14 protein-coding genes are annotated in these 15,771 nt (G+C 58.7%); 5 read left to right on the forward strand and 9 right to left on the reverse strand.

What is annotated here, in order from left to right; translation table 11 throughout:
* Window positions 1–171 precede the first annotated feature (171 nt).
* The 3 genes from mltG (at window position 172) to gmk (ending at window position 3,048) form a co-directional block, all read left to right on the forward strand.
* Window positions 172–1,386: an endolytic transglycosylase MltG gene (mltG, locus tag AC13RM_RS06415; protein ID WP_285173475.1), complete on the forward strand. Its 1,215-nt coding sequence runs from the start codon at window positions 172–174 to the stop codon at window positions 1,384–1,386.
* Window positions 1,387–1,494: 108 nt separating this feature from the next.
* On the forward strand, window positions 1,495–2,382 hold the full coding sequence (locus AC13RM_RS06420) for a YicC/YloC family endoribonuclease (protein WP_374816148.1): 888 nt from the start codon (window positions 1,495–1,497) through the stop codon (window positions 2,380–2,382).
* Window positions 2,383–2,385: 3 nt separating this feature from the next.
* Window positions 2,386–3,048, forward strand: a complete 663-nt coding sequence (gene gmk / locus AC13RM_RS06425) for a guanylate kinase (RefSeq protein ID WP_015339363.1) — start codon at window positions 2,386–2,388, stop codon at window positions 3,046–3,048.
* A gap of 6 nt (window positions 3,049–3,054) precedes the next feature.
* On the opposite strand, the gene rsmA is transcribed toward gmk, so the two are convergent.
* From rsmA to AC13RM_RS06460, 7 genes are all read right to left on the reverse strand, one after another.
* Window positions 3,055–3,882 (reverse strand): 16S rRNA (adenine(1518)-N(6)/adenine(1519)-N(6))-dimethyltransferase RsmA, encoded by an 828-nt coding sequence (gene rsmA / locus AC13RM_RS06430; protein ID WP_374816151.1) that lies wholly within the window; start codon window positions 3,880–3,882, stop codon window positions 3,055–3,057.
* Entirely contained in the window at window positions 3,882–4,907 is a 1,026-nt protein-coding gene (gene pdxA, locus AC13RM_RS06435; protein ID WP_488554711.1) for a 4-hydroxythreonine-4-phosphate dehydrogenase PdxA, read from the reverse strand. The genes rsmA and pdxA overlap by 1 nt, the downstream gene beginning before the upstream one ends.
* A 6-nt stretch (window positions 4,908–4,913) precedes the next feature.
* On the reverse strand, window positions 4,914–5,858 hold the full coding sequence (locus tag AC13RM_RS06440) for a SurA N-terminal domain-containing protein (protein ID WP_374816154.1): 945 nt from the start codon (window positions 5,856–5,858) through the stop codon (window positions 4,914–4,916).
* A gap of 309 nt (window positions 5,859–6,167) precedes the next feature.
* On the reverse strand, window positions 6,168–8,561 hold the full coding sequence (locus AC13RM_RS06445; RefSeq protein ID WP_374816156.1) for an LPS-assembly protein LptD: 2,394 nt from the start codon (window positions 8,559–8,561) through the stop codon (window positions 6,168–6,170).
* Window positions 8,562–9,647: an LPS export ABC transporter permease LptG gene (gene lptG, locus AC13RM_RS06450; RefSeq protein WP_374816158.1), complete on the reverse strand. Its 1,086-nt coding sequence runs from the start codon at window positions 9,645–9,647 to the stop codon at window positions 8,562–8,564.
* On the reverse strand, window positions 9,644–10,822 hold the full coding sequence (locus tag AC13RM_RS06455) for an LptF/LptG family permease (protein ID WP_374816159.1): 1,179 nt from the start codon (window positions 10,820–10,822) through the stop codon (window positions 9,644–9,646). Before AC13RM_RS06455 ends, lptG begins: the two co-directional genes overlap by 4 nt.
* A gap of 102 nt (window positions 10,823–10,924) precedes the next feature.
* A complete protein-coding gene (locus tag AC13RM_RS06460) occupies window positions 10,925–11,707 on the reverse strand; it encodes a phosphatase PAP2 family protein (RefSeq protein WP_440479480.1) in 783 nt (260 codons plus the stop codon).
* A 211-nt stretch (window positions 11,708–11,918) separates the two neighbouring features.
* Between AC13RM_RS06460 and AC13RM_RS06465 the strand changes: the two genes are divergently transcribed.
* Together AC13RM_RS06465 and AC13RM_RS06470 are read left to right on the forward strand one after the other, a co-directional pair.
* Window positions 11,919–13,415 (forward strand): leucyl aminopeptidase, encoded by a 1,497-nt coding sequence (locus AC13RM_RS06465; protein ID WP_374816161.1) that lies wholly within the window; start codon window positions 11,919–11,921, stop codon window positions 13,413–13,415.
* A gap of 131 nt (window positions 13,416–13,546) precedes the next feature.
* Window positions 13,547–13,996, forward strand: coding sequence for a DNA polymerase III subunit chi (locus AC13RM_RS06470; RefSeq protein WP_374816163.1), 450 nt, complete (start codon window positions 13,547–13,549; stop codon window positions 13,994–13,996).
* Window positions 13,997–14,023: 27 nt separating this feature from the next.
* On the opposite strand, the gene AC13RM_RS06475 is transcribed toward AC13RM_RS06470, so the two are convergent.
* Window positions 14,024–14,569 carry a GrpB family protein gene (locus AC13RM_RS06475; protein ID WP_015339373.1) on the reverse strand — a complete coding sequence of 182 codons (546 nt, stop codon included), beginning with the start codon at window positions 14,567–14,569 and terminating at the stop codon, window positions 14,024–14,026.
* Window positions 14,570–14,644: 75 nt separating this feature from the next.
* On the reverse strand, window positions 14,645–15,568 hold the full coding sequence (locus tag AC13RM_RS06480; protein WP_374816165.1) for a Gfo/Idh/MocA family protein: 924 nt from the start codon (window positions 15,566–15,568) through the stop codon (window positions 14,645–14,647).
* Window positions 15,569–15,771 lie beyond the last annotated feature (203 nt).

Consider the following 15,771-nt stretch of genomic DNA (forward strand, 5'->3'; position numbering starts at 1 on the left):
CTCGCCCGCATCCTTGATTGTTGCTGCGCCTTCGTCTTTCTCGGGAATGTGGTGCGGGAACGCCTGATCGGTCGAAGTCGGAGCCTGGAGTTCCGCCTTATCTTCTGAACCTGCTTTTTGCCGCATTGCTTGGCCAAAGAGCAGGCAATCACAAAAAGGAAGGGATTGCCGGTGAGCGATACGAACCAGAGCAACGGAACTCCGAATGGGCAGAAAGGGCCGATTATCCCGAAATCGGCGAATGAAGCCCTGCGTCCGGAGCGTGTTCCGGATCCGCCGAAGCGTTCGCGCAAAGCCCGCAGCCAAATGGTCATCTTCCTGAACTTTCTGATGACGCTTGCGGTTTTCGTCGCCGTTGTCGCCGTCGGCGGAGCCTATTATGCGTTTTCGATCTATCAGGGTCCCGGTCCTCTGACGACCAACACCAATTTCATCGTGCGCAATGGTGCTGGCCTTAGCGAGATCGCCAACCGTCTGGAATCCAATAACATCATCACGGATCAGCGCATCTTCCGCTGGCTGACGGCCAGCTATCTGCATGATGGTGAAACCCTTCGCGCCGGCGAATACGAGATCAAGGCCGGCGCTTCCATGAAGGACATCATGGAGTTGCTGAAGTCCGGCAAGTCGATCCTTTATTCGGTGACTTTGCCGGAAGGGCTTACGGTGCGGCAGATGTTCAACAAGCTGCAGGCCGATGTCGTGCTGGAGGGCGATCTGCCGTCGGCTCTGCCGCCGGAAGGCAGCCTGAGGCCGGACACCTATAAGTTCACACGCGGTACCAAGCGCACCGAAATCATTCAGCAGATGGCGGCGGCACAGGCCAAGCTGGTCGATCAGATCTGGGAAAAGCGCGATTCGAGCGTTCAGCTGGCGAACAAGCAGGATTTCATCACGCTGGCTTCCATCGTGGAGAAGGAAACCGGCCTGGCGGACGAGCGCGCCCATGTCGCTTCCGTCTTCCTGAACCGGTTGGGCAAGGGCATGCGCCTGCAGTCCGACCCAACGGTCATCTACGGCCTCTTCGGTGGTGAAGGAAAACCGTCCGATCGCCCCATCTATCAGTCCGACCTGAAGAAGGACACGCCTTATAATACCTATCTCATCAAGGGCTTGCCGCCGACGCCGATCGCAAATCCGGGCAAGGACGCTCTGGAGGCGGTCGCCAACCCCTGGAAGACGCAGGACCTGTATTTCGTGGCGGATGGCACCGGCGGACATGTCTTTGCCGCGACGCTGGACGAGCACAATGCCAATGTCAAACGCTGGCGCAAGCTGGTTGCCGAGAAGGGCGAAGACCCCAGTGCCATTGCCGTGGACGGTCAGCCGGACGATGCTGCCATAGCCCCCGGTTCGGGCGCGCAGCAGAAGAAGAAGACCAACTAATCCTCACCGCGCCGTAGTCTGCATAGAGCCCGGCGCGGATTCACTTTACATTGATCCGTAATCCGAAGATTTTCGATGGATTGGGGATAGGAACTATCGGAGGCTTGCATGGCATTGCAGTCCATGACCGGCTTTGCCCGGCGTGAGGGAACGAGTGGTCGTGGCCGCTGGGCATGGGAGCTGCGTTCCGTGAACGGCAAGGGATTGGACGTTCGTCTGCGCCTGCCGCCAGGCCTAGAGCGCCTAGAGGCTGATGTCCGCAAGTCGATCGCGGATCGGCTCACGCGCGGCAATCTGCAGGTCAGCCTATCTCTTTCCATCGAAGAGAGTCGCGTTGAGGTCGTCGTGAATCAGGATGCGCTGGCGGCCGTCCTGGCGCTACGCGATCAGCTAGCCGGCATCGTCGATCCCGCGCCGCTGCGGCTGGAAAGCCTGATGGCCGTGCGCGGTCTCGTGGAGTTCAAAGAGACCGAGGAAGACGAAGAGGTGGTTGCCGCGCGTGACGCCGATATCATGGCGGGCCTTGAGGCGGCGCTCGGTGATCTCCGCGATATGCGCCAGCGGGAAGGCGATGCACTCGGCAAGGTTCTGCTTGGTCATGTCGCGACGATCGAGACGCTGACATCGACGGTCGAGCGTGATCCCTCCCGTTCGCCGCAAGAAATTGCCGCGAGACTGGCGACGCAGGTTTCGATGCTTCTGGACGGCTCGTCCGGCCTCGACCGTGACCGGCTGCATGCAGAGGCCGCCCTTCTTGCCACCAAGGCCGATCTGCGCGAGGAAATCGATCGTCTGAAGGCGCATGTGGCGGCGGCGCGCGATCTGATATCCAAGGGCGGCCCCGTCGGCCGCAAGCTCGATTTTCTTGCACAGGAATTTAACCGGGAATCGAATACCATCTGTTCGAAATCGAATGCAGCGGCCGTGACCGCCGCCGGCATCGAGCTGAAAGTGGTAATCGACCAGTTCCGCGAACAGGTCCAGAATTTGGAGTAGGCCATGAAGCCGGCGACATCCACATCCATTCCGATCGCTCGCCGGGGGCTGATGCTTGCCATCTCCTCGCCCTCAGGCGCCGGCAAGTCGACGATCGCGCGCACATTGCTCGATAAGGACAAGCAAGTCAGCCTGTCGGTTAGTGTTACCACCCGGCAGCGTCGCCCGAGCGAGATCGAAGGCGTGCACTATCATTTCGTCTCGCAGCGCGAATTCGAGCGTCTACGCGATTCCGACTCCTTGCTCGAATGGGCCGAAGTGCACGGGAATTTCTACGGCACGCCGCGCGAGCCCGTTGAGACCGCGATGGCGGAAGGCCGCGACATGCTCTTCGACATCGATTGGCAGGGCGCCCAGCAGCTGCAGGAGAAGATGCCGGCTGATGTCGTTTCCATCTTCGTGCTGCCGCCGACCATGACAGAGCTGCAGTCGCGCCTGCATCGCCGCGCAGAGGATTCCGAAGAGGTCATCGCTATGCGTCTCGCCAACTCCCGGGCCGAGATCGCTCACTGGCGCGAATATGACTATGTCATCGTCAATGACGATCTGAACGTTGCTTTCGATGCCGTTCAGTCGATCGTCAAGGCCGAGCGCCTGCGCCGTGACCGTCGGCACGGCATGTTCGATTTCGTTCGGGACTTGCTGGAAGAGACGCCGAAGCTGTAAAGCGGGTTATAAGCAATTCGCCAGCCGGCAGAATTCTTCCACCGAAAGCGTTTCGGCGCGGCGCTGCGGGTCGATATCGGCCTTCAGCAAAAGCGCTTCGCCGCCAAGCGGCTTCAAGCTCTGGCGCAGCATCTTGCGGCGCTGGCCGAAGGCGGCCTGGGTCACCTTCTCCAGCTTGTCGACGGCGCAGGGAATAGGGTTTTCCTTCGGCGTCAGATGCACCACGGTTGAGGTCACCTTCGGCGGGGGCGTGAAGGCCTGCGGAGATATGTCGAACGCCATGTGAGCCAATGTCCGCCAGCCACAGAGCACGCCAAGCCGACCGTAGTGGTCGTCATCTTCCTGCGCCACGATCCGCTGGCCGACTTCCTTCTGGAACATCAGGGTCAGGGATTGCCAGAAGGGCGGCCACTGCGGCGGCAGAAGCCAGTTCACCAGCAGCTGTGTCCCGACATTATAAGGCAGATTGGCGATGATCTTGACTGGTCCTTGCGGGGCAAGGGCGGCGAAATCCGTCTTCAGCGCATCGCCTTCGATCACCTCGAGTCGGCCCGGATAGTGATCGGCGATTTCCGCCAGCGCCGGCAGGCAGCGCGCATCGCGTTCGACGGCGATGACCTTGGCCGCCCCGAGTGCCAGGATGGCGCGCGTGAGGCCGCCCGGTCCAGGCCCGACCTCGAAGACGGTGACGCCCTCGAGCGATCCGGCTGTACGCGCGACCTTCTGCGTGAGATTGAGGTCGAGAAGGAAGTTCTGCCCAAGCGCCTTGCGCGCGTCGAGGCCATGACGCTGGATTACATCGCGAAGGGGCGGTAAGCCATCGAGAGCGGCCATCAGGGATTGTTTCCGGTCTTGCTGCTGATTTCGCTGGCCAGCTTGAGCGCAGCGACAAGGCTGTCTTCCTCGGCAATACCCTTGCCGGCGATGCCGAAAGCCGTGCCGTGATCGGGAGACGTGCGGACAAAGGGTAAGCCGAGCGTGACATTGACGGAATCGTCGAAGCCGAGCGCCTTGGCCGGGATCAAGGCCTGATCGTGATACATGCAGATGGCGACGTCGTAACGTCGACGGGCGTCGTCATGGAACATGGTGTCGGCGGGCAGGGGGCCGAATGCGTCGATGCCCTCGGAGCGGAGCTTGTCGATCGCCGGCCGGACGATCTCGTCGTCCTCCTTGCCGAGTGCGCCATTCTCTCCGGCATGCGGATTAAGACCTGCCACGGCAAGGCGCGGCTTGGAGATGCCGAAACGGGCGCGGAGGTCGTGATCGGTAATCCGGCATGTCTCCGCGATCAGATCCGAGGTCAATGCTTCAGGCACTTCCTTCAGAGGAATATGGATGGTGACCGGGATGGCGCGAAGTTTCGGACCGGCAAGCAGCATGACCGGCATGACCGGCTTTCCGGTCGCACGCGTCGCGAGATCCGCCAGGAATTCCGTATGGCCGGGAAAGCCGAAACCGGCGTCATAGAGCACCGATTTGGCGATCGGATTGGTGACGACTGCGGATGTCTGGCCACTCATGCTGAGGGAAACGGCCTTTTCGATGGCGGCAATCGTGCCTTTTGCGGTCGCTACATGCGGCTCGCCGGCGATGACATCCATGCCAGCTTCGATGGGCAGGATCGGCAGCGCATCGGGAAAGATATCGCACGCATTCGCCGGATCGGCGGCCGCAAGCGGTACGGTCAGGCCGAGCTGAGAAGCCCGTGCCGCAAGCATGGCGGCATCGCCGAGAAACAGGAAGGGGGGCAGATCCAGCTCGCCGCGGCGAAGCCAGGCGGCGAGCGTGATATCGGGGCCTATGCCAGCCGGATCCCCCTGTGTGAGCGCAAGGGGGAAGGAAGCGCGCGGTGGCATCGTCAATCAGCGATAGACGATCTGCGCCTTGGAACGCAGTTCATCCATGTATTTCTTGTCATTGGCGCTCACACCCGTTGCCTTGTCCTTGCCGATATCCTCGGCACGGAATACGGCAGCGGCGGCAACGTCGTCATTGACCTGGCGCTGCGAGCAAATGGCAACATATTCGACGCCACGATCGGTCACGATTGGAGCGGTGGTGTTGCCGGATGCTTTTTCCAGCAGCGGCTTCCACATTTCCGGTACTTCCGGTGCGAGGACACGGCCAAGGTCCTGGACGGAGACGTCACGCATGGTCGCGGCAAAGACCTTTGCCTGGTCGCAGCCCGGGAACTTCGACCGCGACGCTTCGGCTTCTGCCTTGCGCTGGTTTAGAATGGCGTTCCGCTTCGCAGCCGGTACGACGAAGACGATCTGCTTCAGGAAATACTCGGTCGTAACGGGCTTCGTCTTGTTTTCCGTCATGCGGGTCACGAGATCGTCGTTCGACATCCGGCTTTTTGCGCCGAAGCGTGCATTGACGACCCGCGGCCAACTCATGGATACGGCGATATAGGACTTGAAATGATCAACGCCAACGCCGGCCTTTTCCAGAATCTGGCTGAGTTGCGCCGGTGTCATCTTGTTGCTGGAGGCGAAGCGCCCGAAGGCGGCATCGACGTCCGTCGTCGAAACGGACATGCGCAGGCGGGAGATCTCCGCACGCTTCAGCGTTTCGTCGACAAGCTGCTCCTTGGCTAGTTTGTTCAGATCGCCCTTCTGGCGCTGCAACTTGAGAAAGGCGACGCGCTTGGCGATATCGCCGGATGTGATCACCTGGCTATTGACGAGGACCTTCACTTCGCTTGCTGCGAAAGCAACATCGCTGCTCGGCACGGCGAAGCTTGCCATAACCAAGGCCGCGGCTCCGAACAACAGAGCGCGCATCGGTGTCTTTCCAGAAAACATCAATTACCCCTTCCCAAAGGTATTTCCCGCCAGCATTGCGCCGTTTTGCTATGCCTGTCGCGCAATACGGCAACTTTGCGCCACATGTCTACATCAAGCGCGATGAATTGCAAAATCCTTGCGGCGAAACAATGACACGACAGCGCCGCGCGTCACATGTGACGCGCAAAGGTCGTTGCAGTATTTTAAATCTGCCGCGTAATTCCTTAAATCGATCCAGATTTAAGGAATTACGCGGTAGGTAGCGGCCAACCGCATGCATGCAAAAGAGCCGGCGATGAAGCCGGCTCTCTGCAGTTTCGATTCAGATCAGAACGTTGCGTCCTGGACGCTGCCAAGGTTGACGTCGCCAAGCGTACGGAAGGTCAGGCGAGCGCCGATCGACCAATTGCTTGCCGAGCTGGCTGTGGAATCCTTCTTATCGAGAAATGACACGGTGAAGATCGTGCATTCGTCCTCGTAGGAAAGACCGACACCCTGGCGGGTGATCTCATTGCTGTTGAGATCATAGCTCATCGTGCCGAAGACGGACCAGTATTCCTTGAACTTGACCTGCGCGCGCGACTGGATTTCGTCCTGATTGCTGGTGAAGCCATATTGCGGCTGGGCCGCAATATGCGTGTAGATCAAGGATGTCTGGAACACATCGTTCGAGAAGCCGACCGCCGTATCCCCGCGACGGAAAGCGAAATCCTTCTCGTCGAAGCGATAGGACTGCGACAGCGAAATGCCTTGCGGCGTCGTCAAGCCGAACATGGTGACGTAGTCGGAACGGGTGGTTTCAAGTCCCGAATCCGAACCTGCTCCGACCAGATCGTCTGTTGCAAAGGAGTTGCGTCCCGCGAGCTGGTAGGACTGCCCGAAAATATGCTGCAGTTTGTAACCGCTGTCGAAGCTGGCGGTGTAGCGCCATCCGACATTGGCACGCGTGCCGCCTTCAATACGGTCGAAGCCCGAGAACTTGTCACGATCAAACAGGTTGGTCGCATCGAAGACAAAGCTCTGCGCGTCTTCATTCGGCAGCCGCCCGGCAAGCTGCTCGTCCGGGCGCACATAGATCTGCGCGATCGGCTCGAACACGTGCGTGCTGTTGCTTGTCGTGATGAGGAACGGATACTTGGCTTCGAGACCCACCGTCGCCATGCCACGCGCGGCATAGTCGCTGTTGTCATAATTGCCGGAGTAGGTGCCTGCCGCCGGCCCGTTCATGTCCAGGCCGTAGACGTCGCCGCGAAGTGCCGCCAGCGGCGTCAAAACCAGGCCCTGATCCGTGGTGAAGGTACGCTGCCACTGCAGCTCGGTGCTCAGGCGCGTATAATCTCCGGAAAGACCGAGGTAACGGTCATTCAGACTGGCGTCGTTAAGAGAGCTCGCGGCGTCAAGGAAGGATGTCTTGTCACGCGACAGATGCGTGAAATTCATCGTTGCCGACAGCTCGCCTCCGTAAACCGAGTTCGGGTCGACATAGTGATAGTCGACGCTCGGATAGACATATGCCTGCTGCTTCTGCGCCGTAGCGTTATTGTCTGTGTCCTGCACGTTATAGTAGAAGGCGCGCATATCGAAGAAATTGCGCTTTCCGATGCCTGTCAGATAGGCCTGGTTGGTATGGGTGCTCTGGTTGAGACCATCCAGGCCATAGGTGCGCGAGAAGTTATTATCGCTCTGCGCCATGACATCCCAGCCGAACGTCCAGCGAGGATTGATCCTGAAATCCGCCTTGGAGCTGATCATGCCGCGCGTCTTGTGCTCGGCATCGGTCGTACCGGCCGTGAAGGCGTCCGGATTCATCTGGCTGATGCCGGCGACACGCAGCGTGTGGGTTCCGTTCTCGAAGCGCTGGCGGAATTCACCCTCGAGCAACAATCCCTGATTGCTAAAACCCGTGGCGGTGACTGTCGCGTCCATGCTCGGCGAGATGACGTAATAGTACGGAACCCTTACGCCAACGCCGAGACGCTGCGAAACGCTCACGGACGGAAACAGGAAGCCGGACTTGCGCTTGACCGTGTTGTCGGGAACCGTGACCCACGGAACATAGGCGATCGGCAGGCCGAACAACTCGAAGCGAGCATGCTCGAGACGAATGGTATGGGTCACGCCATTCTGAACGACACGCTGGGCTTTGACCTGCCACAGCGGCGCACGGCCCTGTTCCGAGCAGGCCATGCAAGCCGTATAGACGCCCTTTGTGAGAATCAGTTGATTGCCGCCGACTCGCTCGCCCTTTTCGGCGACCATGCGGGTGTTGTCAGGCATTTCAATGCGAAGGGCGTTGACGAAGCCGTCGGAGAAGCTGTCGGTGACGTCCATTTTGTCACCGTACATGCGATTGCCGTCCGGGGTGATCAGCTCGACATTGCCGAGAGCCGTCATCCGCCCGGACTTCTGATTATATTCGACCTTCTGGGCGACCATCCTGTAGCCGCCATAGTTGATCTGGACCGCACCGCTCGCGGTGACGATCTGTGTATCCTTGTTGTAGACCAGTTCGTTGGACGAAAGGACTAGCTTTGCGCCTTCCGGCACCTTCACCTTGATAGGAGAGGTTGCAGCGCCGGCGCCGCCATTGTTGCTGTTGGCATTATTATTATTGACCTGGGCGTAAGCGACGACCGGGCTCAAAATATATGCACACGCGGCCGTGCCCGTAACGAGGGCAGCCACATACTTTCTGATACTCTTGCGGTTGCCTGCCGCCACTTAGCCGTCCTCCTGATGAAGCAGGATCGTTGCTCCGAATGCCAATGCGACGATCACGGGTATCCATGCCGCCACGTAGGGAGGAACCACTCCGCTGCTCCCGAATGCCTTTACAAGCACGGTGACAACATAAAGCACGAAGCCGGAGAGGATTCCACCCAGAATCACAGAGCGCGATTGATTGAATCTACTGAATTTTAGGGACACGGTTGCCGCAATCAGAGTCATTGCCACAAGAAGGAATGGCTGTGACAGCAGCGAATGAAACTGTGTCTCAAGTGCGTTGGTCGAGATGCCGAAGGAGCGTGCGACCTTTATTCGATTAGAAAGATCATAAAAAGCAATGGTTTCCGGTTGCGCCAAACGTTGTGAGACGAAATCCTGTTTCAGATTCGTACGGACCTGTATCGAATTTTTGTGATCCGGAATTTCGCCCGGCCGCCGTTCGACGACATTGTTAAGAAGCCAGTAACCATCTTCCAACTTTGCCGAGTCCGCATCCTGTCGCAGGACGATATTTCCCTGTGAATCGAAGTGGATAAATACGACGCCCGTCAGTGTCGTACCGTTGTTCAGAATGGCCTTTGCACCAATGATCGTGTCGTCTTTTCCGTTGGACTGGCGCAGCCACGGGATCGAAAGTGTATTGCGATAGGACGGGTCGCCGCGCAGATCGGCTTCGATCGCTTCGGCATGTCGCTGGCCCCATGCCGCTATCGGATTGAGGGCAAGCATGGTCAGAAGCCCGACGCTGAAAGCGCCCATCAGGAAGGGCGTCATGAACTGCCAGACGGAGATGCCGGCCGCGCGCGCGATAACCAGCTCGCGTCGGCGATTGAGCGCGATCAGTACGGTCATGCCCACGAAGAGCGCGATGAACGGTACCGTCTGCTGCAGGATGAATGGCAGTCTGACCGCCGTCATCAGCAAGCCGACGGAGACGGTATATCCGGGCAGACCGGCAAGCCGTCCGGCGGTCTCGCTGAAATCGACGAGATAAACGATCGAGAGGACGCCAAGGAAGAACCAGAACGTCGTCACGATGTAACGCGTGAAGAAGTAGCGCCCGAGCGTGCCGAAAATCATGCACCGCCCCCGTTCGAGCTGCCTGGTGCGGTCGGCATGCGGTCCTGAACTCTTTGCCGCCAGTTGCTGAGGCGGTTGCGGATCGAGACGGGCATCGTCATCTTCCGGTTCCGCAGCAAGAGGAGGATCGCGATAAGCGCCGCGATGATATTGATTCCGTAGAGAACACCGATGAATTTGGCTGAATGGTCGATCTGGTTGGCAGCGTAGAAATCTGCCCAGCGCAACGCGAAGGATAGGGTCAGCGCCGACACCATCGGATGTAGCCGCGCCTCGCGATGTGATCGCGCATCACCGGCGATGACAAGCGATATCAGCGCAAAGATTGCCGGCAGCGCCCAGTCGTTGAGGCGGCGATGCAATTCGGAGCGGTAATCGCCGGGTCTTTGCTTGTAGTCCGGATCGTTCGTATCCGGATTGAACAGGAAGCCAAGGCTGCGGTCGCTGGCACGGGCATTTGCTTGGCCGCGGCTTTGCGTCATATCCGACAGGTCGAAGGAATAGGAATCGAACTTGATGACCGAAACGCTGCCATCGGGCGTTTTGCGGTGCACCTCGCCATCCTTCATCAGCAGCGACGTGCCGCTCGGATCGACGGCACCTTCCTTCGCATAATAGATGAGATCAAAGGCCGGGTCCCGGGAATCGACCACGAACAACCCCTTCAGGATTCGTCCCGACAGGCGCTGCGAGATCTGCACATAGAGCCCATCCTCGATGCGCCGGAAGTTCTTCTCTTCGATCACGGTGGACAGAAGATCTGCATATGCCTCGGCCACCATCTGGCGGGCGGCGACACGCGCTCTCGGCTCGACGACATTGTCGACGAAAAAGGAGAATACGCTGATCGCAATGGCGAGAATCATGATCGGGCGGATGATGATGCTGCGCTTCGCGCCGGCAGCCTCCATGACCGTGAGCTCGGAATCGCTGTTCATCGCCGTCAGGGTCTGCGTGATGCCGATGACCAATGCGAAAGGCAGAACGATCGGGATGATCGTCGGCAGAATGAGCGTTGCGAGCTTTGCGAACGATCCCATCGACTGGCCGCTATCGGTCACGAGATTGATGCGTTGCAGGACCTGGGTGGTCCAAATAATGGCGAGCACCGGCAGCAGCGCTACCAGGAACATCATACCGACACGCCGTACGATATATGTCTCGAATAACTTCATGCCGGCCCTTAAACGCAACAGCTGCCGAACGAGCCGACAGAGATTCACCCTCCTCTACGCTGTTTACGTTTTTTTGGCGACAACCAACTCGAAAAAAATTCGTTAATTTCCGGAGATTCTTCTGTCGTGTGTTGTTTGGGATAAAGCGAGCAGCGCGGCGAATACGACAAGCGACGAAAGCCAGCCGAGGACCGCATCGGAGAGATAGTGTCCGCCAAAGGCGACTCTAAGTGCCGGAATCAGCAGCGAAACTGCCGTGATCGGCAGGGCAGCCGCCGATCGGAACGGCTGCGGAATGATGAGGATCAGACAGAATAGCCAACCAGCCGCTGCCGCTTCGCCAGAGATAAAGGAACAGTTGCTGACACATTTGCCGGCGAAGGATCCGGCATGCACGAAATCGAGCGTGCCGCCGAAGAGATCGGTCTGCCGTGGCCGGGGGCGCCCGGAGAAGCCTTTCAGCCATAGATTGACGATCAGCACAGGGCCTAGGAGCAGGGAGCCCAGTGCAACCTTGAGATTGCGGGCTCTGAGCGCGTTGAAGGTCGCGCCATGATCCTGCCAGCATCTGAGAAGCATCCAGAGCAGCAGAAAGGCGACGACATAGGGGAGTTGAAAGAAGATTTCCCTCAACAGGCGCATGTGCTGATCGCTGCTATAAGGAAAAGTGCCGCAGATCTGATCGGGCCTGGTGCTTCCAAGGCATTGCTGCGGTTGGAAGAACATGTTTGCGACGCCGAGATCGATCTGTGGAAAAAGGGAAAACAGACCCAGCAAAGCCCACCAGAGACAGAAGAGGGCGATGAAAGCATCACCTGCCGTGCGCGGTCGCAGAATCTCTGGAAAGCGATCTTCGCGATTGAGGCTGTTGAAATCTATGATCAAGGCGGCTTTCCGACAAGAATTGTGCCGCCGAGGCGGCTAAAACACCATCGCGTGCAGCCTACTCGCACTAAATGACAGGGATTTGAAGCCGCTGACCGCCATTATCGCCATATATAAGGAATGCCGCGCCAAACGCTTGTATTCCTTAGTCAGACCTTGAATGATGGTTGTGCAAAGTTCTCTCACTACGACGCATATTATCGGAGCAGAAATGTCTGTGAAATTCGAGATTTCCTTCGCCAAGTCGGCTCGTCTCAGCGGCGGTCTGGCCATTCTCCTGAAAGGCACGGACAGTGAGCTGCCGGCTGGTGCCGAGAGCGCCGATCCGGCGAATGTTTTCGCCAAGGCGGCGCCGGTATCCGGCTTCAAGAGCAAAGCGTTGAGCAGTCTGGATATCATCGCCCCCGAGGCCTCGCCCGTCGACCGGATCATCGTCATCGGTGCCGGTAAGGCTAAGGGCCTGACCGCGCACGACTGGCTGAAGTTCGGCGGCACCGCAGCTGCAAAAATCCGCAATACGGAGAAGGTGGCGATCTTCATCGATGCGCCTGCCGTCGAGGTTGGCGCCAAGGAAGCAGCCGATTTTGCCTTGGGCATGCTGTTGCGCGCCTATAGTTTCGATACCTATAAGACGAAGAAAGGCGATGAGGACGAGAAGGGTGCCTCCCGCAAGGCGGTAAAGGTCACGATCGTTACCCAGGAAGCGGCAGCTGCCAAGAAGCTATATGCGACCTCCGAAGCCGTGGCCGGCGGCGTGATTCTCGCGCGCGATCTCGTCAACGAGCCGCCGAATGTTCTCGGTCCCGTCGAATTTGCGGCGAAGGCCAAGGAATTGGAGAAGCTCGGTGTCGAGATCGAGATCCTGACAGAGCGAGAAATGCGCCGGCTCGGCATGGCGGCTCTGCTGGGCGTCGCGCAAGGTTCGGCCCGGCCGCCGCGCCTGGTGGTCATGCAATGGAAGGGCGGCAAGGCGAAGGACAAGCCGGTCGCCTTCATCGGCAAGGGCGTCGTCTTCGATACCGGCGGTATTTCCATCAAGCCGGCTGCCGGCATGGAGGAGATGAAAGGTGACATGGGCGGTGCGGCAGCCGTCACCGGCCTCATGCATACGCTTGCCGCACGCGAAGCCAAGGTAAACGCCATTGGCGTCATTGGTCTTGTGGAAAACATGCCCGACGGCAATGCGCAGCGCCCGGGCGATATCGTCACCTCCATGTCCGGCCAGACGATCGAGATCATCAACACCGACGCCGAGGGCCGGCTCGTTCTCTGCGATGCGCTCTGGTACACCAACGACCGCTTCAAGCCCCAGTTCATGATCAACCTGGCGACGCTGACCGGAGCAATCCTTGTCGCGCTCGGCAACCTGCAGGCTGGCCTGTTCTGCAATGACGACAAGTTGGCAGGCGAACTGACGGCGGCAGGTCTTGCGACCGATGAGCGCCTGTGGCGCATGCCGCTTGGCAAAGACTACGACAAGATGATCGACAGCAAGTTCGCCGATATGAAGAATACCGGCGGCCGCCATGCCGGCTCGATCACCGCTGCCCAGTTCCTGAAGCGCTTCGTCGGCGACACGCCCTGGGCCCATCTCGATATCGCCGGCACGGCGATGGGTTCGGTTCAGGACGAGATCAACCAGTCCTGGGGTTCCGGGTTCGGCGTGCGCCTGCTCGATGAACTGGTCCGAGCCAATTACGAATCGTGACCGGCCGGATTTGCAAGATAGAGCCTTTCCGCTTTTCTTCGAATCGCGAAAACGCTCTATCCTTTTGGTGACGCAATTCCGAACGGAAAACCGCTTCGCACTTTTCCTGGAATTGCTTTAGAAGAGGCGCCATGACCGACGTTCTCTTCTATCATCTGACGGAATCGAAACTTGAAGACGCCCTGCCGCCGCTGATCGACAAGAGTGTCGAACGTGGCTGGCAGGTGGCCGTGCAGATGCGTGAGCCGGCACGGCGCGATCTCCTCGATAGCCATCTATGGACCTATCGCGAGGACAGCTTTTTGCCGCATGGCACCGATGAAGGCGAAATGGCTGACCAACAGCCGGTGCTGCTGACCATTTCCTCTGACAATATAAATAACGCCACGGTGCGTTTCTTCATCGACGGCGCCGAGGCAACGGATGTCGGAGCTTATCAACGCGTCGTGCTGATGTTCGACGGCTATGATCAGGAACAGTTGGAAAGCGCGCGCGTCCAATGGAAGCGCCTGAAAGGCGAGGGACATAACCTCACCTACTGGCAGCAGACGCAAGACGGCCGCTGGGAGAAGAAGGCCTGATCTTCTTCCTCTTTGCGGAACGGTGCTTTAGGCGCCTTCCGACAGAATCTTCTGGATGAAATCCTTTTTCGCCGCCGTATAGGACGCGCGATCATTGGCATATTTTGCCGCAAGCTCGATCTTCAGTGCCTCATAGGCATGCGCCAAATCCGGCTCCCTGCGCAACCGGTCGCGAAAGATCAGGAAGTTGCGCCAGGTTGGACCGCCATATTCGACCACATGCACGAGATGCGTGCGGGTATCCCCTTGAATGTCACGACCGAAAATATGGTCGTCCGGTACGATATTGCTGCCGGCATAGACGTAGCCGATAGACGCCATCGGCTCGACACAGGCAAGCCCATCCTCGAAACGCCGCACGCCGACGGCAATATCGATGATCGGCTTGGCTTTTATCGTTGGGATCGAAGTGCTGCCGAAATGCTGGACATCGACGGCAAGGTCCCCGAGAGCCTTGCGAATGGCAGCTTCCTCCAGCAAATAGGCTTCATGCCAGCTCTGGTTCGGGTCGGCGAGCTTGACGGATTTGTTGCCGACGCCGAGGCCAAAAGATTGTTCATGCTCCGATGCCATAGGCATCTCTCCAGTGAAGACGATGCGCCACGCTAGCACGCCGCGGGCGGCATTGTCTTCACCGGGAAAGCCTCATCAATCGTAAAATGCTTCAACGAATTTGCGCTTGCCCAGCATGAAGGCATCGGCGACGTGGCGCAGCGGCGAAAGATCGACGTCGGATGTCCCGGCTTTGACGATCTCCGCAAAACGGCGATAGAGCGAGGGATATTCGGCCTCGGGCGCCGAGAATGTGAGCTCGCCATTGACGGAAAGCTTGGAGCCGCCTTCGGCCAGAACCATCTGGCCGGCATCCGTCTCTGCAACAATATCCCAGCTCTGCTTGCCAGTCTGGCGCCAGTCAAATTCGGCGTGGACAGGAAGGCCGGCTCCGCTCTTGAAGTGCAGGTCGGCCGCGATCGGCGAATCGCGATTTTCCGGGAATTCGAGTGTCGCGCCGGTCAGGAAAAGCGGCGGCAGGATATGGGTGACGATCGACAGCGCATTGATGCCCGGATCGAAGACGCCAAGGCCGCCGGCCTGCCAGATCCATTCCTGGTTCGGATGCCAGTGGCGGACATCTTCCTTCCAGATTACGTGAGCGCTACGGATATTGGTGCTGGCGAGGAAGCTCTTTGCAGCCTCCACCGCCGGAGCATAGCGCGAGTGCCAGCTCGCGAAGAGAGATACGCCCTTGGCTTTTGCCAGGTTCTCGAGATCGGCCACTTCGCTCAGCGTCGCACCCGGCGGCTTTTCCATGAAAACATGCTTGCCGGCCGAAAGCGCCTTGTACGCGGCTTCATAACGATATTGCGGCGGCATGCAGAGAGAAACGGCATCGATGTCAGGCACGGCATCGAGCATGGCTACAATCGTCGTGAAGGCAGGAATGCCTTCGACCGTGCCATGACGGCTTGCCGTGGCGATCAGTTTGAAATCCGCATTGTTCGCGATGGACGGAAGATGCTGGTCGCGGACGATCTTGCCGACACCGACGATAGCGAGGTTGATGGGGGACATGTGCGTCTCTCGATTAGTATGATTATTGAAGCGATCTTTATCAGAATGCCTGATGTGGGCAAGGGCGGCAAATCGCAAATGCAGGCATCGGGTCCAATCTTGGACCATTGTACCCATGCGTCATCATGCTTGGAAAACGGGTACCGGCTCTTGATTCACAGCCTGAAATCGGCACTCTTTCGCTGTGCAGCCAAAAGATCCGG

It is taken from the genome of Martinezella sp. CNPSo 3732 (genome assembly GCF_057784515.1).